20 protein-coding genes are annotated in these 22,489 nt (G+C 60.7%); 6 read left to right on the top strand and 14 right to left on the bottom strand.

From position 1 onward, the window contains the following. Positions 1–110: 110 nt before the first annotated feature. Both NLX68_RS25995 and ttcA read right to left on the bottom strand, forming a co-directional pair. Positions 111–782, bottom strand: coding sequence for a DNA-3-methyladenine glycosylase I (locus tag NLX68_RS25995; RefSeq protein WP_010220383.1), 672 nt, complete (start codon positions 780–782; stop codon positions 111–113). Between the two features lie 5 nt (positions 783–787). Continuing rightward, the gene (ttcA, locus tag NLX68_RS26000) at positions 788–1,612 is read right to left on the bottom strand and encodes a tRNA 2-thiocytidine(32) synthetase TtcA (RefSeq protein ID WP_010220385.1); all 825 of its coding nucleotides are present in this window, start codon (positions 1,610–1,612) and stop codon (positions 788–790) included. Between the two features lie 266 nt (positions 1,613–1,878). On the opposite strand from ttcA, the gene NLX68_RS26005 reads away from it, so the two are divergent. Beyond that, the gene (locus tag NLX68_RS26005) at positions 1,879–2,478 is read left to right on the top strand and encodes a Yip1 family protein (protein ID WP_010220386.1); all 600 of its coding nucleotides are present in this window, start codon (positions 1,879–1,881) and stop codon (positions 2,476–2,478) included. Between the two features lie 137 nt (positions 2,479–2,615). After that, entirely contained in the window at positions 2,616–3,110 is a 495-nt protein-coding gene (locus NLX68_RS26010; RefSeq protein ID WP_254286383.1) for a SprT family zinc-dependent metalloprotease, read from the top strand. A 102-nt stretch (positions 3,111–3,212) separates the two neighbouring features. Here NLX68_RS26010 and NLX68_RS26015 read toward each other — a convergent pair whose 3' ends face one another. From NLX68_RS26015 to NLX68_RS26030, 4 genes are all read right to left on the bottom strand, one after another. After that, positions 3,213–4,535 carry a dicarboxylate/amino acid:cation symporter gene (locus tag NLX68_RS26015; protein WP_254286384.1) on the bottom strand — a complete coding sequence of 441 codons (1,323 nt, stop codon included), beginning with the start codon at positions 4,533–4,535 and terminating at the stop codon, positions 3,213–3,215. Between the two features lie 271 nt (positions 4,536–4,806). Next, positions 4,807–6,162 (bottom strand): ATP-binding protein, encoded by a 1,356-nt coding sequence (locus NLX68_RS26020; protein WP_254286385.1) that lies wholly within the window; start codon positions 6,160–6,162, stop codon positions 4,807–4,809. Continuing rightward, positions 6,159–6,836: a response regulator gene (locus NLX68_RS26025; RefSeq protein WP_010220390.1), complete on the bottom strand. Its 678-nt coding sequence runs from the start codon at positions 6,834–6,836 to the stop codon at positions 6,159–6,161. The genes NLX68_RS26020 and NLX68_RS26025 overlap by 4 nt, the downstream gene beginning before the upstream one ends. Before the next feature lie 114 nt (positions 6,837–6,950). Beyond that, the gene (locus tag NLX68_RS26030; RefSeq protein WP_010220391.1) at positions 6,951–7,553 is read right to left on the bottom strand and encodes an outer membrane protein; all 603 of its coding nucleotides are present in this window, start codon (positions 7,551–7,553) and stop codon (positions 6,951–6,953) included. A gap of 160 nt (positions 7,554–7,713) precedes the next feature. Between NLX68_RS26030 and NLX68_RS26035 the strand changes: the two genes are divergently transcribed. Beyond that, the gene (locus tag NLX68_RS26035; protein WP_254286386.1) at positions 7,714–8,511 is read left to right on the top strand and encodes a dienelactone hydrolase family protein; all 798 of its coding nucleotides are present in this window, start codon (positions 7,714–7,716) and stop codon (positions 8,509–8,511) included. Positions 8,512–8,627: 116 nt separating this feature from the next. Then, the gene (locus NLX68_RS26040) at positions 8,628–9,329 is read left to right on the top strand and encodes a 4'-phosphopantetheinyl transferase (protein WP_254286387.1); all 702 of its coding nucleotides are present in this window, start codon (positions 8,628–8,630) and stop codon (positions 9,327–9,329) included. A 3-nt stretch (positions 9,330–9,332) separates the two neighbouring features. On the opposite strand, the gene fhuF is transcribed toward NLX68_RS26040, so the two are convergent. The 3 genes from fhuF to NLX68_RS26055 are packed head-to-tail and all read right to left on the bottom strand — an operon-like array spanning position 9,333 to position 12,210. After that, a complete protein-coding gene (fhuF, locus tag NLX68_RS26045; protein WP_254286388.1) occupies positions 9,333–9,878 on the bottom strand; it encodes a siderophore-iron reductase FhuF in 546 nt (181 codons plus the stop codon). After that, on the bottom strand, positions 9,875–11,491 hold the full coding sequence (locus NLX68_RS26050; protein ID WP_254286389.1) for an ATP-binding protein: 1,617 nt from the start codon (positions 11,489–11,491) through the stop codon (positions 9,875–9,877). The genes fhuF and NLX68_RS26050 overlap by 4 nt, the downstream gene beginning before the upstream one ends. Next, a complete protein-coding gene (locus tag NLX68_RS26055; RefSeq protein WP_254286390.1) occupies positions 11,488–12,210 on the bottom strand; it encodes a response regulator transcription factor in 723 nt (240 codons plus the stop codon). Before NLX68_RS26055 ends, NLX68_RS26050 begins: the two co-directional genes overlap by 4 nt. 765 nt (positions 12,211–12,975) lie before the next feature. Between NLX68_RS26055 and NLX68_RS26060 the strand changes: the two genes are divergently transcribed. Together NLX68_RS26060 and NLX68_RS26065 are read left to right on the top strand one after the other, a co-directional pair. Continuing rightward, positions 12,976–15,864, top strand: coding sequence for a ribonucleoside-diphosphate reductase subunit alpha (locus tag NLX68_RS26060; RefSeq protein WP_254286391.1), 2,889 nt, complete (start codon positions 12,976–12,978; stop codon positions 15,862–15,864). A gap of 251 nt (positions 15,865–16,115) precedes the next feature. Next, complete coding sequence (locus NLX68_RS26065) at positions 16,116–17,363, top strand: ribonucleotide-diphosphate reductase subunit beta (RefSeq protein ID WP_100782169.1); 1,248 nt, start codon at positions 16,116–16,118, stop codon at positions 17,361–17,363. Between the two features lie 268 nt (positions 17,364–17,631). On the opposite strand, the gene NLX68_RS26070 is transcribed toward NLX68_RS26065, so the two are convergent. From NLX68_RS26070 to NLX68_RS26090, 5 genes are all read right to left on the bottom strand, one after another. Further along, a complete protein-coding gene (locus tag NLX68_RS26070) occupies positions 17,632–19,464 on the bottom strand; it encodes a long-chain-acyl-CoA synthetase (RefSeq protein WP_254286392.1) in 1,833 nt (610 codons plus the stop codon). A gap of 138 nt (positions 19,465–19,602) precedes the next feature. Beyond that, positions 19,603–20,298, bottom strand: coding sequence for an iron-containing redox enzyme family protein (locus NLX68_RS26075; RefSeq protein ID WP_200874286.1), 696 nt, complete (start codon positions 20,296–20,298; stop codon positions 19,603–19,605). Between the two features lie 36 nt (positions 20,299–20,334). Continuing rightward, the gene (locus NLX68_RS26080; protein ID WP_254286393.1) at positions 20,335–20,712 is read right to left on the bottom strand and encodes an ester cyclase; all 378 of its coding nucleotides are present in this window, start codon (positions 20,710–20,712) and stop codon (positions 20,335–20,337) included. 59 nt (positions 20,713–20,771) lie between these two features. Next, positions 20,772–21,548, bottom strand: a complete 777-nt coding sequence (locus NLX68_RS26085) for a hypothetical protein (RefSeq protein ID WP_254286394.1) — start codon at positions 21,546–21,548, stop codon at positions 20,772–20,774. Between the two features lie 189 nt (positions 21,549–21,737). Next, entirely contained in the window at positions 21,738–22,184 is a 447-nt protein-coding gene (locus tag NLX68_RS26090; RefSeq protein WP_254286395.1) for an HIT family protein, read from the bottom strand. Positions 22,185–22,489: the final 305 nt, after the last annotated feature.

A 22,489-nucleotide genomic window follows, 5' to 3' on the forward strand; every position in this document is an offset into this window, starting at 1 on the left:
CTCAATGGCCTGAGCCCTGTCGACTACAGGGCTCAGGCTGCTGGTTAATACTGTCCAACTTTAGGGGGGCAGTCCAGCGTTGTGGGAGCTGGCTTGCCAGCGATGGGCTGTCAGTGATTGACGGTATGCGCCAGCATCACCGACAGCTGACACAGCGGCCGCCCACTCTCGGCATGCCACTGATTGAAGGCATCCTGCACCAGGGCCAGATCGCGCTGGCTGGTCGGCGGCTTGTCGATGATGTCCTGGGCGATCAACGCCGCAGCCATGTCATTGGTAGGGATGAACGTGTCCTTACCGCACATGCGCAAAAAACGCGGCGCCGACAGCCCGCCCAACTGGTTGCCATGCTTGGCCAGGTACTTCCACAGGCCGACGATATCGGTCACCGGCCAATCGGCGATAAAGCCACCGAAACTGCCGAATTCCTTCTCGACATCGAGGATCATCTGCGCATTGCGCGGCACGCTCTTGAGCTTGCCCAGGTGGCGGATGATCCGCGTGTCCTGCATCAGCCGCTCCAGGTGCTCGGCGCCCATCAGCACGACCTTTTGCGGGTCGAAAGCGAAGAACACCTGCTCGAAGGCCGGCCATTTGGCGTCCACCAGGCTGTGCTTCAAACCGGCGCGAAACACCCGCAGGGCCAGGGTCGACAGGTAACGGTCGGCGCCGATCGCGCGTAACTGCTCGGGGCTTTTCGCCTGGGGCAGGTGCGCTTCGAGGGCCGCGGCCGAGCCGAAGCGGTTCAGGCAGTACTCATGCAGCCATTGGTAATCGCGCATGGCGGTCAGATGTTCAACACGTCGACAAAACGCGGGGTGGCGGTCTCGTCGATCTTCAGGCTGGTGAAGTCGAACAGATTGCGGTCCGCCAGTTGCGACGGCACCACGTTCTGCAGGCCACGGAAGATGTTCTCGGTACGCCCCGGGGTCTTGCGCTCCCACTCCACCAGCATGTCCTTGACCACCTGGCGCTGCAGGTTTTCCTGCGAGCCGCAGAGGTTGCACGGGATGATCGGGAATTCCTTCATGTCCGAGTAGGCCTGGATGTCCTTCTCGCTGCAGTAGGCCAGCGGGCGGATCACCACGTTACGCCCGTCATCGGCACGCAGCTTGGGCGGCATGGCCTTGAGGGTGCCGTTGAAGAACATGTTGAGGAAGAAGGTTTCGACGATGTCGTCGCGGTGATGCCCCAGGGCCATCTTGGTCGCGCCGATCTCGTCGGCAAAGGTGTACAGGGTGCCGCGACGCAGGCGCGAGCACAGCGAGCAGGTGGTCTTGCCTTCCGGGATCAGCTCCTTGACCACCGAGTAGGTGTCCTTCTCGACGATGTGGTACTCGACGCCGAGGGTTTCCAGGTAGGCCGGCAACACGTGCTCGGGGAAGCCCGGCTGCTTCTGGTCCATGTTCACCGCGACGATGTCGAACTTGATCGGCGCCACTTTCTGCAGGTGCAGCAGAACATCGAGCATGGTGTAGCTGTCTTTGCCGCCGGACAGGCAGACCATGACCTTGTCACCGTCTTCGATCATGTTGAAGTCGGTGATGGCTTCGCCAGCGAGACGACGCAGGCGTTTTTGCAGTTTGTTCTGGTTGACCGAAAGGGTGCCCATAGCGCTTGGAATCCGCGAGGTGTGACAAAAGCCGAACATTTTACCCTTAAACCACCAGCGGGCGTAGGCCAATCCGATAAAGACTGCATCGTGATTAAGCAGCCCCCTGACAGCGCGATTTGCTCTAAAAAGCCGGCTTTATGCAGCGAACGCCTTTCTATACTGCGACATAAGGCCACACAAAGGTGACCTCCAACCTCTGGCCCAGACTTGGGGCCGCAGCGCTCCGCTGGGGGGCGATGGCAACAGCGATAGGAGTGACCGGCATGATCCATCACGTTGTTGGGCTATTTACCCATCCCGATCAGGAATGGAAAGAAATACGCGGTGAAGAAGAAAGCATCAGTCACATGTACCTGACCCACACGCTGATCCTCGCCGCGATCCCGGCGATTTCGGCGTTTATCGGCACCACCCAGGTCGGCTGGGTCATCGGCGATCGCGCTCCGGTCATGCTGACCCAGGAAAGCGCGCTGTGGATGACCATCATGTCCTACCTGGCCATGCTGGGCGGCGTGGCGGTCATGGGCGCATTCATCCACTGGATGGCCCGCACCTACGACGCCAACCCCAGCCTGGCGCGCTGCATCGCCTTTGCCACCTACACCGCAACGCCGCTGTTCATCGGTGGCCTGGCGGCGCTGTACCCGCACCTGTGGCTGGGTATGATCGTTGGCACCGCAGCGGTGTGCTACACGGTCTACCTGCTGTATGTCGGCTTGCCGACCTTCATGAACATTCCATCCGACGAGGGCTTCCTGTTCTCGAGTTCGGTACTGGCAGTAGGGCTGGTGGTGCTGGTCGCCATCATGGCCTTCACCGTGATTGTCTGGGGACTGGGCGTGGGGCCCGTCTATACCAACTGACGCAAACTATTAGAACAGCAACATAGGTGCACCAACCCTCAGGCCGCCGCAAGGCGGCCTGATACTGTGCGCTGACAGGTGGCTCGGCAGCGCCGCTGCGGTTGCGGCATAATTGTCGGCCAGGAGAGTTCCCCGATATGCCCGAACTGCTCAAATCCCGCGTCGAAACCTGTTACCAGCAAGCCGAAACCTTTTTCAAACGCCCCTTCCCGCGCCCCGAAGTCAGCTTCAAGCTGCGCGGACAAAAGGCTGGCGTCGCCCACCTGCACGAGAACCTGCTGCGCTTCAACCTGCAGCTGTACCGTGAAAACAGCGAAGATTTCCTCAAGCAGACGGTGCCCCATGAGGTCGCCCACCTGGTGGCGCACCAGCTGTTTGGCGACCGCATCCAGCCCCATGGCGAGGAATGGCAGCTGATCATGCGCGGCGTCTATGAACTGCCGCCCCACCGCTGCCATAACTACGCCGTCAAGCGCCGCACGGTGACCCGCTATATCTACCGCTGCCCGTGCGCTGGCAGCGACTTCCCGTTCTCGGCTCAACGCCATGGCCTGGTGCGCCAGGGGCGGCGCTATCTGTGCCGGCGCTGTCGCAATACCCTGGTGTATAGCGGCGAGACCCGGGTGGAATAAAGCATCGCGGGGCAAGCCCACTCCCTCCCAATCTGTGGAAGCCCCCGCAGACACAAAAAAGCCCATCCGAAGATGGGCTTTTTGCGTTACACCGCCTGCGTCTTAGCGAGCAGGACCTTCAGCCACGCCCAGGTCATCCATCGGGCGGGGATCGGTCAGCGGCGAGCCACCGGAAGCCAGTTCGGCCTGCAGCTTGTCTTCGTCCAGCTCATTGACCCACTTGGCCACGACCACGGTGGCCACGGCATTGCCGATCAGGTTGGTCAGGGCACGGGCTTCGGACATGAAGCGGTCGATGCCGAGGATCAGCGCCAGGCCGGCAACCGGCAGGTGGCCAACGGCCGACAGGGTCGCGGCAAGCACAATGAAACCACTACCGGTAACGCCCGCAGCACCCTTGGAAGCGACCAGCAGCACCAGCAGCAGGGTGATCTGGTGGGTGATGTCCATGGTGGTGTCGGTCGCCTGGGCGATGAACACGGCGGCCATGGTCAGGTAGATCGAGGTACCGTCGAGGTTGAACGAGTAGCCGGTCGGGATCACCAGGCCAACCACGGATTTCTTCGCCCCCAGACGCTCCATCTTGGTCAGCATGCGTGGCAGCGCCGATTCCGAAGACGAAGTACCCAGCACGATCATCAGCTCTTCACGGATGTAGCGGATCAGCTTGAGGATGCTGAAGCCGTGAGCGCGGGCGATACTGCCAAGCACCACCAGGATGAACAGCACGCAGGTGACGTAGAAGCAGATCATCAGCTGGCCCAGTTGCACCAGCGAACCGACGCCGTACTGGCCAATGGTGAAGGCCATGGCACCGAAGGCACCGACCGGCGCCAGCTTCATGATCATGTTGATGATGTTGAACATGACATGGGCGAAGCGGTCGATCAGGTCCAGCAATGGCTTGCCGTAGGCACCCAGGCGATGCAGGGCGAAGCCAAAGATCACCGAGAACATCAGCACTTGCAGGATGTCGCCGTTGGCGAAGGCGCCGACCACGGTGTTGGGGATGATGTTGAGCAGGAAGCCCACGGTGGTCTGCTGCGCGCCAGCGGCGGCATAGGCGGCCACACTGCTGGCGTTCAGGGTGCTGACATCGATGTGCATGCCGGCGCCAGGCTTGACCACGTTGACCACGACCAGACCGATGATCAGGGCAATGGTCGAGACGATTTCGAAGTACAGCAGCGCGTAGCCACCGGTCTTGCCGACCGATTTCATGTTCTGCATGCCGGCGATGCCGCTGACCACGGTGCAGAAGATGATCGGGGCGATGACCATTTTGATCAGTTTGACGAACCCGTCACCCAGTGGCTTCAGGGCTACGCCGGTTTCAGGGTAGTAGTGGCCCAGCAGGATACCGATGGTGATCGCTACTAACACCTGGATATACAGCGATTTGTACAGTGGCTGACGCGTCGTCATGGCTAATTCCTCAAGGGTACCGGCTCATCCTTGCCAGGATGCGGGGTACCTAAAGCGCGAACCCTCCTGCACTGGAGGGATTTGTTGTGTCGAGCTGCCTGGCAGAACTCTGATGAGTCCATAGCAAGCCCGATGCCAAAATGCGCTTTAACGGTGCAAGCCCCGGTTTTACGGGGCTGCCATGCACAAAGAGGTTGCAGGTTGACGGGGTGGGGTTGGCGGATTTCCGCACGCTGCAGAAAAGATTCCGACAATGATGGCGATAATCCGCCTAGGGGTTGCGCTCCAGTTCAAAGCGAATCCGAAAGGCAGCACCGCCCAGCGGCGAGTCATCGAGGGTCAGGGTCGCGTCGTAGCTTTCAATGATGTCCTTGACCACCGCCAGGCCGATGCCCTGCCCCGGGTTCTGCCGGTCCAGGCGCTCGCCACGCTGGAGAATGCGCTCACGCTGGTTGGCAGGCACGCCGGGGCCGTCGTCCTCGATACACAGTACAACCTGCGCCTGGTTGGCCAGCAGGCTGATGCGAACCTGGCTCAGACACAGGCGGTAGGCGTTTTCCAGCAAGTTGCCGAGCAGTTCCAGCAAGGCCCCCTGCTCCATCGGTACCATTGCGTTCGCTGGCACATCCACGCTGATGTGCACGTGCTTGTCGCGGTAGACCTTGGCCAGGGTGCTGCACAGGCTGTCAAGCAACGGCCGCAGTTGCACCTGGTGGCGCACCAGGCCGCTCTTGCGCAGGCTGGCGCGTTGCAGTTGGTAGTCGATCTGCTGGCTCATGCGTTCGATCTGGCTTTGCAGCACCCGCGCCTGCTCACGGTCTTCGCGGCGCTGGGCCATGCTTTCGCTGACGCCCTGAAGCACGGTGAGCGGTGTTTTCAGGCTGTGGGCCAGATCCCCCAGGGAATCACGGTAGCGGCGGCGCTGCTCGCGCTCGCTGCGCAACAGGCGGTTGAGCGAGTCGGTCAGGCGCAGCAGTTCACGTGGATGCTCGCTGCTCAAGCCTTCGCGGGCGCCGGACTCGACATCATCCAGCTCGCGGCTCATCTGCCGCAGCGAACGCAGCCCCCAGGTCAGGCCGGCCCAGAGCAGCACCAGCAGCGCCAGCAACGCCGCGCCGAAGCCCAGGTAGAGCTTCTCGCGCAGGCCGTCGAGGGTGTGCTGGTATTCACGTACCGGCTGCAGGGCGACGATACTGAAGGCGGCGGTCTTGCCACCGAGCAGCTTGACCTCGACGTCATAGACGAAGAACTCCTCGCCGTCGCCCTGACGAATCCGCGCGAACTCGTTGCCACGCCCGTCGTAGCGCGGGGTGTAGTTGATGTTCTCGTCCGCAGTGGCCCGCGAACGCCACACCAGGTTGCCCTGGCGGTCATAGATGTAACCGAGCAGGCGGCTGTCGGGCAGGTTGAATTTTTCGTCGGGCAACAACACCGGCATCTGCAGGTTGCCGTCTTCAATCCGTGCGGCAGAGATCAAGGTGGTGACGTCCGACGCCAGGCGCTGCTCGATCGACTCCTGCAAGGCCAGGCTGAAGGCCTTTTGCAAAGCCGGCAGCAAGCCAAGCATGAACAGCAGCGCCAGCACTGCGGCCGCCAGCATCAAACGCAGGCGTAGCGAACGGATCATCGGCAGCGCTCGGTGAACAGGTAGCCCAGGCCACGCACGGTATCGATCGGCTTGAAGCCGTTGCTGCCCTCAAGCTTGCGCCGCAGGCGGCCGACCAGCACCTCGATGACGTTCGGGTCACGCTCGTCATCGTCTGGGTAGAGCTGCTCCATCAGGCGGTCCTTGGCCACCACCTGCTGGTGATGACGCATCAGGTACTCGAGGATGCGGTACTCATAGGCCGTCAGCGCCAGGGGTTGCTCGTCGAGGGTCGCCTGCTTGCGATTGAGGTCGAGCACCAGGGGGCCGGCGGCGATGGTCGACTGGGTAAAGCCGCTGGAGCGGCGCAGCAGGGCGTTGAGGCGGGCTTCGAGCTCTTCGAACTGAAAGGGTTTGACCACGTAGTCGTCGGCCCCAGCAGCCAGGCCTTCGACCTTGTCCTGCCAGTTGCCACGGGCCGTGAGGATCAGGATCGGAAAGCTCTTGCCCTGGGAGCGCAGTTGGCGGATCAGGTCGAGCCCGCTCATGCCCGGCAGGCCCAGGTCGATCACCGCCAGGTCATGGTTGAACTGCTCGGCCTGGTACAGGGCCTCCTCGGCATTGGCCACCGCTTCGACCACATGCCCGCTTTCCGTCAAGCGGCTGTACAAGTGATGACGCAAAAGTGCCTCATCCTCGACCACCAGCAGTTTCATACGCTCCTCCAGACCCATGCCGGCCTTTATTGGCCAGTCAATTTGTAGACCGAATGCAGAATAACAGCGAACCGGCCGTGCGCATGCAGGCCGGTTCGGACATCGCCAGGCGACTTAGAACGCGTAGTTGGCCGACAGGTAGGTCTGGGCGCTGCTGTTCAGGCGCAGGCTGCCGACTTTCGGGCCGTCATGCTCGGACAGTTCGGTGCTGGCATTGCTGCGCAGGTAACGGTAGCCCAGTTCCACCGAAGCATTGTCGGTGACTTGCTGCAGCAGGCCGGCTTGCAGGCCGATGGCGTAGCCGGTGTCGGTGTCGCGGCTGTAGCCGGAGGACTCCATGCTCATCTTGGTCAGGCCGGCGCTGGCGCCACCGAACAACTTGGTGGTGCTGCCCAGCGGGTAGAACAGGTCGTAGCTGCCCAGCAGGTTTTCCTGACGCACTTTCAGGCCGCTGTGGTCGTTGGAGACGTTGTCGTAGGTGAGGTAGTAGCGGCCCTGGTCGTTCATCTGGCCGACGCGGATGCCGTAGGTGCTGTCCTTGCTGATGATGCCGTCGGTGTTCAGGTGATCAGTGTTGCGGCTCAGCAGGCCGGATTTTTTGATCTTGTCGCTAGTCTGACCATAAGTGACGCCAGCGAAGGTGGTGTCAGCGGCCTGGGCGGCGGCGCTGGCGCCAAGGAAAGCAACGGTGAGCAGCAGGGTGTTGAGCTTTTTCATCGTGTGGTACTCCAGGTGATGCACTGTGTTGGTGTGGAAGCTAGAGTAAGCAAGCCGTCCTGAACCGCCGCTGAACCCTGGCTGAACCTCGGCTGAACAGCTGCGCCGATTGCAAAAACCGACTGCAAGAGCCGCCCGAAGAAAAAAAGGAGTACCGACCATGCGTTGTCTGCTCGCTCTGGCCCTGATCGGCGCCGCCAGCCTGGCCCAGGCTGCGGTGCAAACCCGTGAGATTCCCTACCAGGACGCCGACGGCAAGCGCCTGGTCGGCTATTACGCCTACGACGACGCCGCCAAGGGCAAGCGCCCGGGCGTGGTCGTGGTGCATGAACTGTGGGGGCTCAACGACTATGCCAAGCGCCGCGCCCGCGACCTCGCCGGCCTCGGTTACAGCGCCCTGGCCATCGACATGTATGGCGACGGCAAGAACAGCGAACACCCGGCCGACGCCAAGGCGTTCATGGCCGCAGCGCTGAAAAACCCGAACACTGCAGCCCAGCGCTTTGATGCCGGGGTTGAACTGCTGAAGATCCAGCCACAGACCGATACCAAACAGATCGCCGCCATTGGCTACTGCTTTGGCGGCAAGGTGGTGCTCGATGCCGCGCGCCGCGGTGAGCCACTGGCCGGGGTGGCCAGCTTCCACGGTGCACTGGTCACCAATGCGCCAGCGACGCCGGGCAGCGTCAAGGCCAAGGTGTTGGTAGAGCATGGCGCCAGCGACAGCATGGTGACGCCGGAGCAGGTGGAAAAATTCAAGGAAGAAATGGACGCGGCCGGGGCGAGCTATGAGTTCGTCAGTATTCCCGGGGCCAAGCATGGCTTCACCAACCCCGATGCCGACCGCCTGAGCCATGGCGGGCATGGTGGGCCTGATATTGGCTACAACAAGTCGGCGGATGAGAGCGCCTGGGCGGATTTGCAGGCGTTCTTCAAAAAGATCTTCACTAAAGGTTAACCCCTGTAGGAGCGGGCTTGCCCCGCGATAGCGGTGTGTCTGTTACACCGCTATCGCGGGGCAAGCCCGCTCCTACACAGTGGCACGCCGGCAACAGCCACGGCACAATACCGGCCATGAACCGACTGCCCACCTGCTGCGCCCCGCTCCTGCACCACTGGCCCCTGCCGCGTCCGGTCCCCGGCGCGATCCTGGTCAGTTGCCCGTTCGACCCCGCCCTGCTCGCCAGCGACGACTTCAGCCGCGCCGGCATCGAGCAGACCGCCAGCCTGCAACGCTCAGTGGCCAAGCGCCAGGCCGAGTACCTGGCCGGCCGGGTGTGCGCTCGCGCAGCCTTGCTGCAACTCGATGGCCGCGACTATGTCCCGGGGACTGATGAAGACCGCGCGCCGATCTGGCCCGCCGGCATCAGCGGCTCGATCACCCACGGCAAAGGCTGGGCCGCCGCCGTGGTTGCGCGCAGCAGCGACTGCCTGGGCCTGGGCCTGGATCAGGAAAGCCTGCTCAGCAACGAGCGCGCCGAGCGCCTGGCCCGGGAGATTCTCACCGAGGCCGAAATACAGCGTATGGACCCCAGCCAAATCGGGCTGACCGTGACCCTGACCTTCTCGCTGAAAGAAAGCCTGTTCAAGGCGCTCTACCCCATCGTCAGGCAACGCTTCTATTTTGAGCACGCCGAAGTACTGGAATGGTCCGCTGATGGCCATGCACGCCTGCGCCTGCTCATCGACCTGTCGACGCAGTGGCAGCACGGCCGCGAGCTGGCGGGCCAGTTCTGTCTGCAGGATGATCAGCTGTTGAGCCTGGTCAGCGTCTGAGCGTCAGGGCAGCAGCGGGCAGTGCTCGCAGTGCCCGACCCAGTCGACCTTGTAACTCAGGCAGCAGGTGCGGCGCCGACGCCGACCTGCGGGATCCTGGCTGATGGCGGCAAATAAAGGGCTGCCGGGCATTTCCAGCAGCACCTGCAGTCCTGTGTTGTCGCTGATGCCTTGCAGCGCCTGATCCAGGCAATCGCCGGCATTGCCCCACAATACCGCTGGCGGTACGGCGCCCAACACCACCAAACGCGCAACAAGCGGCTGCAGATGTGCCGCCATGACCGCCTGCAGGCCTTGGCAAGCGGCGCCCTCGGCGACCAGCGCAACCGGCAAACCGCGCGCGTCGACCTTCACCGATGTCGCGCTGAACGCCGACAACGACTGCCCCTCACGCACCATTCGCCACACCAGGGCAAAGTAGTACTTGGACCACTGCGACACCAGCACCGGCCGTTGCGCCGGCATCAGCTGAGGGCCATAGAGCGCCAGCAGCAAGGCATCGAACCGTGCTTCGTCGAGCAATACCGGCAGGGCAATCGACGCACTCATTCGTGGTCCTGATTGCGCGGCCAGCTCAGGCTGAAACAGGCGCCGCCCAGACGCTCGCTGCGCCCCACCGACGCCCGCCCACCGTGCCAGTAGATGATCCGCCGGACGATCGACAGGCCCAGTCCATGCCCACCTGATGCGCGGGTGCGACTATCGTCGAGACGGGTGAAGGGGGTGAAGATACGTTCCCAGACACCTTCCGGCACACCAGGACCATCGTCCTCGACATCGATCCGGCAGCGCTGCCCCCCCAACTGATAGCTGAGGCTGACCTGTGACTCGGCGTGGCGCATGGCGTTGCTGACCAGGTTCTGCAACGCCCGGTGCAGGTAACGCGGTTCGGCCTCGACCCACGCTCCCTGGCCGTCCGCCGCCTTCTCCGCGCCCTGGCACGGGCCGCGCAGCACCCGGACCTCGCGGCGCAATGGCGCCAGTTCGGCGATCACCTGATCCAGCAAGGCCTCCAGATCGACCCGTTGAAAATGCAGGGCTGGCGCGCCCTGCTCCAGGCGCGCGTAGGTGAGCATTTCATCGACCAGTTTATCCAGGTCCTGAATATCGCCGTCCATACCGGTCAGGTACTTGTCCCGGGCCTGGTCGTTGCTGGCGCTGGCAATCATCTCCAGGCCAAAACGCAGCCGCGCTACCGGCGTACGCAGTTCATGGGATACCGCCCGCACCAGTTCGCGCTGGATGGTCAGCGAGCGCTGCAGGTGTTCGGCCATGCCGTTGAACGCCGCGGCCAGGCGCCCGACCGAATCGGCGTCGTCGGCCGCCACGCGGGTTTCCAGGCTGCCCTGGGCAATCAGGGTTGCGGCGGCCTCAAGCCCCGACAGGCGCCGTTCCAGCTGGCGCACCAGCAGGTAAACGATCAGGCCGATCAGGCACAGGCCCAGCACTGCAATCAGCACCAGCAGTTGCGGCGGATAGGGGTTCATCTGGTACAGCGGGCCGATTTCCAGCACCCAGGGCGTACCGACCAGGCCGGCGAACACCCGGATCGAATCGCCGTCCTTGCCCAGCGCCAGCACCGTGTCGCCTTCGTCGATGCGCCGGCGCTGGTCTTCGTCCATGTCGGTCTGGTTGACCCGCTGCAGGCGCAGGTCAAAGCCAAAGCCCTTGCTCTGTTTGAGGGCCGCCAGGCGCTGCGGCTGCTCGGCCACCGGATAGCGCACCAGCTCATCGGCCAGCAGGTAGATCGTGGCGCGCGCCAGTTGCTCACTGATCTGCTGCACTTCACCAACCAGCAGCAAATCCAGGTCACCCACCTGGCGCAGCACCTTGGCCGCGTGCGGGCCGGTCTTCTCGACCAATACCTGGCCACGCTGCAACTGGCTGCGCTGGCTACCGTCCAGGGCGGTACTGCTCAGCGCCTGCAACGCCAGCGGAATCCCCAGCAGGCGCTCCCAGATCAGCAAGGCGCGCTTGCGCTCGACAGCGTCCAGCGGCGCCAGGTTGTCAGCCATCAGGGTAAAGGTGCCGTGGGCCAGGCGCTCGCGGTACTGGCCGGCGCGCACCTCGTTGAGCAGGTGCAGGCTGAGCACGCCGAGCACCGCCACCAGCACCAACGCGGCGAGCATGCCGCCATAGATGCGCAGGAAGATCGAGTTCATTGCACCTGGCCCATGGCTTCGGCCGCTTCACGGACGAACAGGTAACCTTTGCTGCGGATGGTTTTGATCATCCGCGGGTGCTCCGGGTCGTCGCCTATTTTCGGGCGGATGCGTGAAATCCGCACATCGATGGAGCGGTCCTGGCCGTCGTAGCCGACGCCGCGCAGGGAGGTGAAGATTTCTTCGCGCGACAAGGTGCGCCCGGCGTTGCTCACCAACAGCCATAAAAGGTCGAACTCGGCGCTGGTCAGTTCAATGCCGCTGTCGTACAGCCAGGCCTCGCGCAAGGTGTTGTCGACCCGCAACGGGCCGAATTGCAGGGTTTGCGGCGCCTGAGCCTCGGCCGGCGTCTCGCTGCGACGCAACAGGGCATTGATGCGCGCCAGCAGCAAGCGCGGGCGCACCGGCTTGCAGACGTAGTCGTCGGCGCCCAGGTCCAGGCCCTGGATCTGGTCGAGATCGTCGCTGCGTGCGGTGAGCATCAGGATCGGCCCGGGGTACTGCTGGCGCACCTTGCGGCAGATGCTCAGGCCGTCTTCGCCCGGCAGCATCAGGTCGAGGATCACCAGGTCCGGCTGCTCGGCGATGATCCGCGCCGCCGCCCGGGCGCCATCACCTTCCACGTCCACGGTAAAGCCATTGGCCTGCAGGTACTCACAGGTCAGGTCGGCCAGCCGCTGGTCATCTTCGACGATCAATACCCGACTGCTCTGCTCCACGGCTCACCTCAACAGCTTGTTGTTATAAAGAGTACCCACATCACCAAAAGGCAACATTGGCCCCGGATACTACGTCGGGCACCGACGCCTGCCAACCGCCGTTACCGGTGGTGAAAAACCAACGGGCAAGCTGCTCGGACAAGCCGATTTTTTGTGATAGGGTTCGCGCCCGCAAAATCTGCCTGCGACCCTAAGACCTGCGAAAAAATCGGTGACGGGCGGTCATTCAGCGCTAAGACGCGGCCTACAAGGGGTTGAGTGAAATCACTCACAAAATACGCACAAGTTATCCACAGAGCCCGACCTTGCATTACCCCCAAGACCGCATTATCTTGTATCCCCAGCGAAACAAAACACTACATCTTGGGGTTTCCTGAAAATCCCAAGCACAAGTGAAGCAGAGAACTCAAGCCCTCAACGGGTAGATTTTTTGCTTGAACTTTAGAAGAGATCAGCAGCCAAACCGCTCCTGCGGAGGCGACCGGTGCAAACCCCTGGAGGGTGTTGTTTCGGGTACGGGTGAGGCCATCAGCACACCCGACAGCAACAGTTTTGAGTCGTAGATTCAAGACCTTTGACTTCGGCCAGGGAGCGGCAAGCATTTGCCCTAATTCCTGAACTGTCCCGAAGTGAGTATGCCCGACCTGTGCGGCATGCCGGAACTCTCGTTCCTGCGCGCCCTCGGGGTCGGTTGTTGAGCTTTCGGACGGAACGGTTGGCGCTCAAAAAGCGCCTAAAACATACTTAGAGAACGTGGAGACACCCATGCAAACCGACACAACTCGCGAGAACCCGCTGGCTTTGGCGCCGCAGGCCGCCGATTCGAACCAGGATCTGGCAGCCACCGCCCCGGGCCAACTGCGCGTGATCAAGCGTAACGGCACTGTCGTCGCCTACACCGATGACAAGATCACCGTGGCCATCACCAAAGCGTTCCTCGCAGTTGAAGGCGGCACCGCTGCCGCCTCGTCGCGCATCCACGACACCGTTGCCCGCCTGACCGAACAGGTCACCGCGACCTTCAAGCGTCGCATGCCTTCGGGCGGCACCATCCACATCGAAGAAATCCAGGACCAGGTCGAACTGGCCCTGATGCGTGCCGGCGAGCAGAAAGTCGCCCGTGACTACGTGATCTACCGCGACCAGCGTGCCAAGGAGCGTGCCACCCGTGGCCACGCCGAAGACGCCAGCGTGCAGCCGCACCCAAGCATCCGCATCACCCTGGCCGACGGCAGCCTGGCGCCGCTGGACATGAACCGCCTGAACACCATCATCAGCGAAGCCTGCGAAGGCCTGGCCGAAGTCGACGGCGAGCTGATCCAGCGCGAAACCCTGAAAAACCTCTACGACGGCGTGGCCATCACCGACGTCAACACCGCCCTGGTGATGACCGCCCGCACCCTGGTCGAGCGTGAGCCGAACTACTCGTTCGTCACCGCCCGCCTGCTGATGGACACCCTGCGCGCCGAAGGCCTGGGCTTCCTCGAAGTTGCCGACAGCGCCACCCACCACGAAATGGCCGACCTGTACGCCAAGGCCCTGCCTGCCTACATCGCCAAGGGTGTCGAGTTCGAGCTGCTCAACCCTGCCCTGGCCGACTTCGACCTGGAAAAACTGGGCAAGGCGATCAACCACGAGCGTGACCAGCAATTCACCTACCTGGGCCTGCAGACCCTGTACGACCGCTACTTCATCCACAAGGATGGCGTACGCTTCGAGCTGCCTCAGGTGTTCTTCATGCGTGTGGCCATGGGACTGGCGCTGGAAGAGAAAGACAAAGAAGCCCGTGCCATCGAGTTCTACAACCTGTTGTCGTCGTTCGACTACATGGCTTCGACCCCGACCCTGTTCAACGCCGGTACCCTGCGTCCACAGCTGTCGAGCTGCTACCTGACCACCGTGCCGGACGACCTGTCGGGCATCTACCACGCGATCCACGACAACGCCATGCTGTCGAAATTCGCCGGTGGCCTGGGCAACGACTGGACCCCTGTGCGCGCACTGGGCTCCTACATCAAGGGCACCAACGGTAAATCCCAGGGCGTCGTACCCTTCCTGAAAGTGGTCAACGACACCGCCGTCGCCGTTAACCAGGGTGGCAAGCGCAAGGGCGCTGTCTGTGCCTACCTGGAAACCTGGCACCTGGACATCGAAGAATTCATCGAGCTGCGCAAGAACACCGGTGATGACCGTCGTCGTACCCACGACATGAACACCGCCAACTGGATCCCTGACCTGTTCATGAAGCGCGTCTTCGATGACGGCAAGTGGACCCTGTTCTCGCCATCGGAAGTGCCAGACCTGCACGACCTGACCGGCAAGGCCTTCGAAGAGCGCTACGAGTACTACGAAGCCCTGACCGAGTACAACAAGATCAAGGTGTTCAAGACCATCCAGGCCAAAGACCTGTGGCGCAAGATGCTCTCGATGCTGTTCGAGACCGGCCACCCATGGCTGACCTTCAAGGACCCGTGCAACCTGCGCAGCCCGCAGCAGCACGTGGGCGTGGTGCACAGCTCGAACCTGTGCACCGAGATCACCCTGAACACCAACAAGGACGAGATCGCGGTCTGCAACCTGGGCTCGATCAACCTGCCGAACCACATTGTCGATGGCAAGCTGGACACCACCAAGCTGCAACGCACCGTCAACACCGCCGTGCGCATGCTCGACAACGTGATCGACATCAACTACTACTCGGTGCCGCAAGCGCGTAACTCGAACTTCAAGCACCGTCCGGTCGGCCTGGGCATCATGGGCTTCCAGGACGCGCTGTACCTGCAGCACATCGCTTATGGCTCCGACGCTGCCGTCGAGTTCGCCGACAAGTCGATGGAAGCGGTCAGCTACTTCGCCATCCAGGCCTCCTGTGACCTGGCCGACGAGCGCGGCGCCTACGAGACCTTCCAGGGCTCGCTGTGGTCCAAAGGCATCCTGCCGCTGGACTCGCAACAGATCCTGATCGAAGCCCGTGGCCAGAAGTACATCGACGTCGACCTGAACGAGACCCTGGACTGGGCACCGGTGCGTGCCCGTGTACAAAAAGGTATTCGTAACTCGAACATCATGGCCATCGCGCCGACCGCGACCATCGCCAACATCACCGGCGTGTCGCAGTCCATCGAGCCGACCTACCAGAACCTGTACGTGAAATCGAACCTCTCGGGCGAATTCACCGTGATCAACCCGTACCTGGTTCGCGACCTGAAAGCCCGCGGCCTGTGGGACTCGGTCATGATCAACGACCTGAAGTACTACGACGGTTCTGTGCAGCAGATCGAGCGCATCCCGCAAGAGCTCAAAGACCTCTACGCGACGGCCTTCGAAGTGGAAACCAAGTGGATCGTCGACGCCGCCAGCCGCCGTCAGAAGTGGATCGACCAGGCCCAGTCGCTGAACCTGTACATCGCCGGCGCTTCGGGCAAGAAGCTCGACGTGACCTACCGCATGGCCTGGTACCGTGGTCTGAAAACCACCTACTACCTCCGTGCCCTGGCCGCGACCAGCACCGAGAAGTCGACCATCAACACCGGCAAGCTCAACGCCGTTTCCAGCGGTGGCGACAGCGCCCCGGTACAGGCAGCGCCAGCCGGCCCTGCTCCGGTACCGAAGGCCTGCGCGATCGACGAGCCGGATTGCGAAGCCTGCCAATAAGCGCCTGAAGGCGCCGCCTCCCTGGGGCGGCGCCACGCGCTGGGTGGGAGCGGGCTTGCCCCGCGATAGGTGCGCTAACCCGCCCTCCCCCACAGCGCCGAATAACCAGGTCCGGGGCAACCCGGCCCTACCGAGGAGCGCCGCTCCCGGAAGCATTCCAAGATTTTGCGTGCACCGCAGTACCCAACCGCAAGCACCGCAACCAAGATCCACCGGCCATACTGATATGGCCCTCAAGCAGGAGACCCACCATGCTGAGCTGGGACGAATTCGATAAAGACGAAGGCGAAGAAGCCGCCAAAGGCACTACCGCCACTCAAGCCGCTGCCGCAGGCATCGACAAGCTCGATAACGCTGGCGGTGTTGCTGCCTTGGAGGCTCGCGCCGTAACTGCCGATGACTCCGAAGCAGTCAAGCGTGCCAAGGCTGCTCTGGACCAACTCGACATCGCCGAAGGCCTGGCTGAGCTGGAAGGTTCCGCTGCCCGTGTCGCGGTTGACGAAAAGCGCATGATCAACTGCCGCGCCGACCTCAACCAGCTGGTACCGTTCAAGTACGACTGGGCCTGGCAGAAGTACCTGGACGGTTGCGCCAACCACTGGATGCCGCAAGAGGTCAACATGACCGCGGACATCGCCCTGTGGAAAAACCCGGAAGGCCTGACCGACGACGAGCGTCGTATCGTCATGCGCAACCTGGGCTTCTTCTCCACCGCCGACTCCCTGGTTGCCAACAACCTGGCCCTGGCCGTGTACCGCCTGATCACCAACCCCGAGTGCCGCCAGTACATCCTGCGCCAGGCGTTCGAAGAGGCGATCCACACCCACGCCTACCAGTACTGCATCGAATCGCTGGGCATGGATGAAGGCGAGATCTTCAACATGTACCACGAGATCCCGTCGGTGGCGAAGAAAGCCGCCTGGGGCCTGAGCTACACCCGCGCGATCTCCGACCCGGAGTTCAACACCGGCACCGTCGAGACCGACAAAGAGCTGCTGCGCAACCTGATCGCTTACTACTGCGTCCTGGAAGGCATTTTCTTCTACTGCGGCTTCACCCAGATCCTGTCCATGGGTCGCCGCAACAAGATGACTGGCGTTGCCGAGCAGTTCCAGTACATCCTGCGTGACGAGTCCATGCACCTGAACTTCGGTATCGACGTGATCAACCAGATCAAGATCGAAAACCCGCACCTGTGGGATGCCGAAATGAAGGAAGAAGCCTCGCAGATGATCCTGCAGGGCACCCAACTGGAAATCGAATACGCCCGCGACACCATGCCTCGCGGCGTGCTGGGCATGAACGCGGCGATGATGGAGGACTACCTCAAGTTCATCGCCAACCGTCGCCTGTCGCAGATCGGCCTGAAGGAAGAGTACCCAGGTACCACCAACCCGTTCCCATGGATGAGCGAGATCATGGACTTGAAGAAAGAGAAGAACTTCTTCGAGACTCGGGTTATCGAGTATCAGACCGGTGGGGCGTTGAGCTGGGATTGATTTCCCTGTTCTTCATTTTTCAAGATAACTGAGACTTTTTTCAAAAATCTGAGACTAAACGCACCAAATTAGTGCTCAAACTAAAAAAAGCCACCTAAGCCATGAAAGCTTGGGTGGCTTTTCAGCATAAGGCCGGTACGTCACTCGCTCAGCTCTGGGGCGCGGAGCGCTATGACGGGGATACCAGGAAGCGTAAGGCTGCTCCGCTTGAGTGAGCAGCATTACGCATTTGTTCGGCCTTGTGGTTTGACGCTCGCGCAGTTGCCCTTCAGTAGCGGAACTTGCCGCCATGAATGTCCTGCAGCACCTGCTCAGTCACGCGCACGTAGGTTTCGGTGCCCGGTAGCCAAGCGTAGACCGGGTCTTCACCGGTTTGGCTGGGGTCGAAGGCTTCGGTCCTTAGCTTGGTTTTCTGGTATTTGAACGTGCCGGTGGTTTCCATGCAGGTCCTGATGCGCAGGAACATCGGCACCGCGTAGTGAGGCATCTGGCTTTTGACGAAGCGCAGCAGGTCGCAAAAATCCAGTTGCTCCAGCGGGGCCGATGGGGTGATGGCCGCCATCCCGGCGCGACCGTTGGTGTTCTTGATTTCCACACCGTAGGCCACGGCTTCGGCGATGTGGGGGTGTTGCACCATGATGTTTTCGACTTCGGTGGTGGAGACGTTTTCACCTTTCCAGCGGAAGGTGTCCCCCAGGCGGTCGACGAATTGGGCGTGGCCAAAGCCTATATCGCGAATCAGGTCGCCGCTGTTGAAGTAACGATCGCCCTTTTCGAAAACGTCGTACAGTACCACCTTTTTGCTCTTCTCCGGATCGGTGTAACCGTCGAACGGGGCGTCGTCGTCGATCTTGGCCAGCAACAAGCCTTGGCCACCCTTGCCGACTTTCTGCATGAAACCGTTCGCGCTGCGCCGCGGCTCGCCGGTGTCGTGTTCGTACTCCACCAGCGACCAGGCGTTGATGGCAAAGCCGATGGTATTTTCGAAGTTGAGGATGTTGGTAAAGCCAATGTTGCCGTCACTGGCGGCATAAAACTCGCAGACCCGTTCGATGTTGAAGCGTCTCTTGAAGTCGATCCACACGCCCGGGCGCAGGCCGTTGCCAATCATTTTCACCACCGGGTTGTCGCCATCGTTGCCGGCGGGAGGCTGGTCGATCAGGTAGCGACACAATTCACCGACATAGCAAATGGTGGTGGCCTTGAATTTGCGTGTGTCATTCCAGAACTGACTGGCGCTGAATTTGCGGCGGATGGCGAAACCCGAGGCGCCGGCCAATGCCGAGCCCCAGCTCACGCACAGCCCGGTGCCGTGATAGAGCGGCAAGGTGCAATAGACGATGTCATCGGGGCGCATATCCAGGGCGATCATGCCGAAGCTACCGTAGACTTTCATCCAGCGCCCGTGCTTGAACACCCCGGCCTTGGGCAAACCGGTGGTGCCGGAGGTGTAAATGTAGAAGCAGGCGTCGTCCAGGTAGACCTGCTGGGTGGTCGCCGGATTGACAGCGGAGTGCGCTTCGCTGACGCGGGTCAGGTTGATGTAACCCTCGGGCGCGACGCCCGCATCGCGAGTGGTGTCGGTGTCAGCCAGGAAGAACGTGCTCAGCTCATCGATGGCAACCTCGTTACGCACCGCGTCAAAGGATGGCACCAACTCTTCGCCGACGATAATCGCCGAGGGATTGACCAGGCTCAAGCTGTGGATCAGGACGTTGTTGGTCTGCGAGGTGTTGAGCATGGCGCAGATACCGCCGATCTTGCTGACCGCCAGCACGCTGACCAGCAATTCCGGGCGATTTTCAATAAATATGCCGACCACATCGCCTTTTTTCAGGCCACGGGCAAGCAGGTAGTGGGCGAAACGGTTGGCCCACTGGTTGACCTGTTCATAACTGAAACGATTGTCCTTGTAGAGCAACGCCGGTCCTTGAGGGTTGCGCGCAACCGCCTGTTCGAAGGCCCACCCCAGGCCGCAGGGCTGATCGACCTTGAGCTTGGACGCTTTGATTCCCCTGACGAGCCGAGGAATGGCCCGGGCGATCAAGGGGATTTTGCGCAGCATCATGCCCCAGGTAATCATGTCGCTATTGCTACTCATGTCACCTCCTAGTGAATTGACCGTGGCAGCCAGGCGGTTGGACAAGCGCCATGACCAGCCGATCGTCTTTTTTTGTTGTGCACGCCATGTAAAAAGTCCTCGCGCAGCGGGGTGCGCAAGGACGCCCGTTGCCAAGCCTCAGAACTCGTCGGCGACCGACTCGAGGATCTTGCCCATCAAGTAAACCGTGGTGCGTGCGACTTGCTTGACCGACTCTTTTTCTTCGTCGGTCACGACCCAGCGGTCGATGGCTGCGTTGACTTGCTCGGAGTGTTTCTCGTCGATGATCGCGTGGGCGACAAAGAAGGTAAGTTGTTGGTCGGTCAGCTTGAGATGGTTCTTGCAGACATCCATCAATGGCTCGAGGTGCTCGTAGCAGTCCTCGGCCCAGAAGCTGTAGCCCAGCCGTGGAATGATGCCGCGGCACACAGAGACGAAATCCAGGTAGCCGTAGAACGCCTCTGTGGCCGGCAACATCGGCTTATCGAACTCGGACTTGTCGACGCCAATGGCGATCAGGTCGTTGTACGCCATGTTTTCATGGCCCAGTTCTTCCAGCGCATGCTTCATCGCAAAACGCAGCAGGCCGACCTTTTTATGGTCCTGGTTCCAGCATGCCACCGCCTGGTTGATCGCGTTGTTCTTGGTGTAGTGATACACCTGGACAATCGACTTGATGTAGAGGTCACGCTGCAACTCGGGGCGTTTCATCATCTGGAAAAAGCGGCCGGCCTTGATCTTTTCCCATTCGGCATCACAGATGGCTTTCAGCTCTTTGCGAAACGCGGTCACTTCAGTCATTTCACTCTCTTCCTTGGCGGGTTGATAAATCATTCATGACACTTTTTATACTATCAAGCGAACACGGACTTACAGGCGCAGTAAGGACTTTATGATGTAGATGAACTTGGAGAAGAACCCCAGGCCTTCGATAGTGTCCCAGTGTTCCATCAGCACACCGTTTTCCACACGATAGATATCGATCACCTTGTAATGCACCGTAAAGAACCTGTGCTTGGCCCAGTGTTTGGCATACAGGAAGACATAATCGCCTTCGGCGCATACCCGTTCAATGCTGGTACCCGACTCGGGGAATGTTTTGAAGAACTGCGTAAAGTAGGTCTTGAAGCCTTCGCGGCGCGGTGGAATAAATACATTGTTGTGTTGTACATAATCCTCGGCAATCAACGTATCGGCGACCGCCAGTTCCCGCAGGCCAAACATGCGCTCGTAAAACTCGATGACCACTTCTTTGTTCCTGGCTTCCATCTTGGATCAACCTCAATCTTGTCGTTGTTTTTGGATGCTCATCCCGCCAGTGACTGCCTCGCGGTACGGGCGGCCAAGGTGTAGCGAATCAAGTCATCAATGTTCTTCAGGTCTGCAGGGCAGCTTTGCAGGCCGAAGAAGGGCGTGACCGACGGCATCAGATCACCTTTGTACAGGGCGTAGAAGTGATCACCGCGGGCTTTGATCTGGAAGAAGATACCGTCCTGATCAAAGACGAAGCTGTCGAACTTCGGCGCCAGCCGCGGTTTTACGTAGGTGATGAAGGTTTTGTAGCCGCCTTCCAGGGCGACCAGCGAGGCGCCGGTCATCGCCAATCCGTTGACCACGTTCTTGACCGGGGAATGCTTGTCGACAATAAGTCGCGAGAGTTCGACGCACTCATTCTCGTAATTGGGCCCGGAGAACCGCACCAGTTGTTCATGGCTGATGAACTCGCCCGACTCGTGAGGGAAAGGCGTAATACGCTGGGTGCCGATAATTTCACCATCATAATAAAAGGCAAACACGTAGGAACGCGGGTCGTATTCATCCAGGCATACGGTGTCGTCGACCGCGTTACCGAACAACGTCTTGTAGTAAGTCTTTCGCTGCCCGTACAACCGGCTGCGGGCACGAGACAGTTCGAGAAACTGCGCTGGCGTAACCACCTGCCTGACGTTGACCTTGTCAGATTGGCACAAGTCTTGAAGTACTGAATCATAGAAACTGTAGATTGCCGAACCGGCTGAATCATCCTTTACCAACTGCATATTTGCCGAAGGCAAGGCAGCCTTATTACTTGCGAGTGACGGCATGAGAATTCCCTTCTTATTGTGATCTGTAGTATTCAACTCAGCCCAGCGCACGACCTAAGTTTCCACAGTACAATACATAGCTTCGCCTCCTTGCGTAGATGCCTACAAGTTGATGATTTGCTTATTGCGCACAGCAAGGCACGCACCCCTCTTATCGCGGGCGTGCCTTTAAACTAAAGCGACTTTCAGTTAAACCGGTGGCAGCGAGGTCAAGGCTCGACGGATCTGCTCTGCGCGCTCGCCCAGCACTTGGGGCATAGCGAGTGGAAGGTCCGCATGACCCAGGTTGAAACCGTCACCGACAAAGCGGGCCAGTACATGCAGGTGGGCGTGGCCCACGGTCTGCCCGGCCACAGCGCCATCGCACAGCAGCAGGTTGATACCTTCGCAGGGGTGTTCATTGAGGCTCAAGCCGCTTTCACGCAGGGCGGCCGCCACCCGTTGACCCACACGCATCATGTGGCCACAGGTTTGAGGAGGGATATCACCCAGGCCGCTTGCGTGGGCCTTGGGAATGACCAGGACATGGCCAGGAGTAATCGGCTGGATGGAGAGAAAGGCCAGGCACTGCTCGTCTTCGTAGACAACGGCAGCCGGTGATTCTTTCTTGGCGATTGCACAGAAAATGCAGTTCACGATTAGCTCCCTCTATTGTAGTAGGTGCAAACCCGGTGGAGGCATGAAGATCCGGGTTGCTACAGGCTGCATTCCATTGCAGTTGACCGCACAGCTTGAGGGTGAAATTACCCTTGGCATTTCACACCTGTACACGTGAGTTTTGAAATTTTTTGTATCTGAATTCCAGAAAACACCTAATAGATTGATTTAAATTAGTTTTCCTAAGGTTACTTTTTGTATCCGTCCTTTATCAGGCCGTGTGGGCCGTGTTGTTGGCCCGTCGGAGGGATATGTAAGGATCACCGTCCAAGACCCTCAAGGCC

The sequence above is a fragment of the Pseudomonas sp. SBB6 genome (genome assembly GCF_024213215.1).
Taxonomy (GTDB): domain Bacteria; phylum Pseudomonadota; class Gammaproteobacteria; order Pseudomonadales; family Pseudomonadaceae; genus Aquipseudomonas; species Aquipseudomonas donghuensis.

Coding starts and splice junctions, on each gene's coding strand:
- NLX68_RS25995 (WP_010220383.1), bottom strand. CDS start 782: ATGCGCGATTACCAATGGCTGCATGAGTACTGCCTGAACCGCTTCGGC.
- ttcA (WP_010220385.1), bottom strand. CDS start 1,612: ATGGGCACCCTTTCGGTCAACCAGAACAAACTGCAAAAACGCCTGCGT.
- NLX68_RS26005 (WP_010220386.1), top strand. CDS start 1,879: ATGATCCATCACGTTGTTGGGCTATTTACCCATCCCGATCAGGAATGG.
- NLX68_RS26010 (WP_254286383.1), top strand. CDS start 2,616: ATGCCCGAACTGCTCAAATCCCGCGTCGAAACCTGTTACCAGCAAGCC.
- NLX68_RS26015 (WP_254286384.1), bottom strand. CDS start 4,535: ATGACGACGCGTCAGCCACTGTACAAATCGCTGTATATCCAGGTGTTA.
- NLX68_RS26020 (WP_254286385.1), bottom strand. CDS start 6,162: ATGATCCGTTCGCTACGCCTGCGTTTGATGCTGGCGGCCGCAGTGCTG.
- NLX68_RS26025 (WP_010220390.1), bottom strand. CDS start 6,836: ATGAAACTGCTGGTGGTCGAGGATGAGGCACTTTTGCGTCATCACTTG.
- NLX68_RS26030 (WP_010220391.1), bottom strand. CDS start 7,553: ATGAAAAAGCTCAACACCCTGCTGCTCACCGTTGCTTTCCTTGGCGCC.
- NLX68_RS26035 (WP_254286386.1), top strand. CDS start 7,714: ATGCGTTGTCTGCTCGCTCTGGCCCTGATCGGCGCCGCCAGCCTGGCC.
- NLX68_RS26040 (WP_254286387.1), top strand. CDS start 8,628: ATGAACCGACTGCCCACCTGCTGCGCCCCGCTCCTGCACCACTGGCCC.
- fhuF (WP_254286388.1), bottom strand. CDS start 9,878: ATGAGTGCGTCGATTGCCCTGCCGGTATTGCTCGACGAAGCACGGTTC.
- NLX68_RS26050 (WP_254286389.1), bottom strand. CDS start 11,491: ATGAACTCGATCTTCCTGCGCATCTATGGCGGCATGCTCGCCGCGTTG.
- NLX68_RS26060 (WP_254286391.1), top strand. CDS start 12,976: ATGCAAACCGACACAACTCGCGAGAACCCGCTGGCTTTGGCGCCGCAG.
- NLX68_RS26065 (WP_100782169.1), top strand. CDS start 16,116: ATGCTGAGCTGGGACGAATTCGATAAAGACGAAGGCGAAGAAGCCGCC.
- NLX68_RS26070 (WP_254286392.1), bottom strand. CDS start 19,464: ATGAGTAGCAATAGCGACATGATTACCTGGGGCATGATGCTGCGCAAA.
- NLX68_RS26075 (WP_200874286.1), bottom strand. CDS start 20,298: ATGATTTATCAACCCGCCAAGGAAGAGAGTGAAATGACTGAAGTGACC.
- NLX68_RS26085 (WP_254286394.1), bottom strand. CDS start 21,548: ATGCCGTCACTCGCAAGTAATAAGGCTGCCTTGCCTTCGGCAAATATG.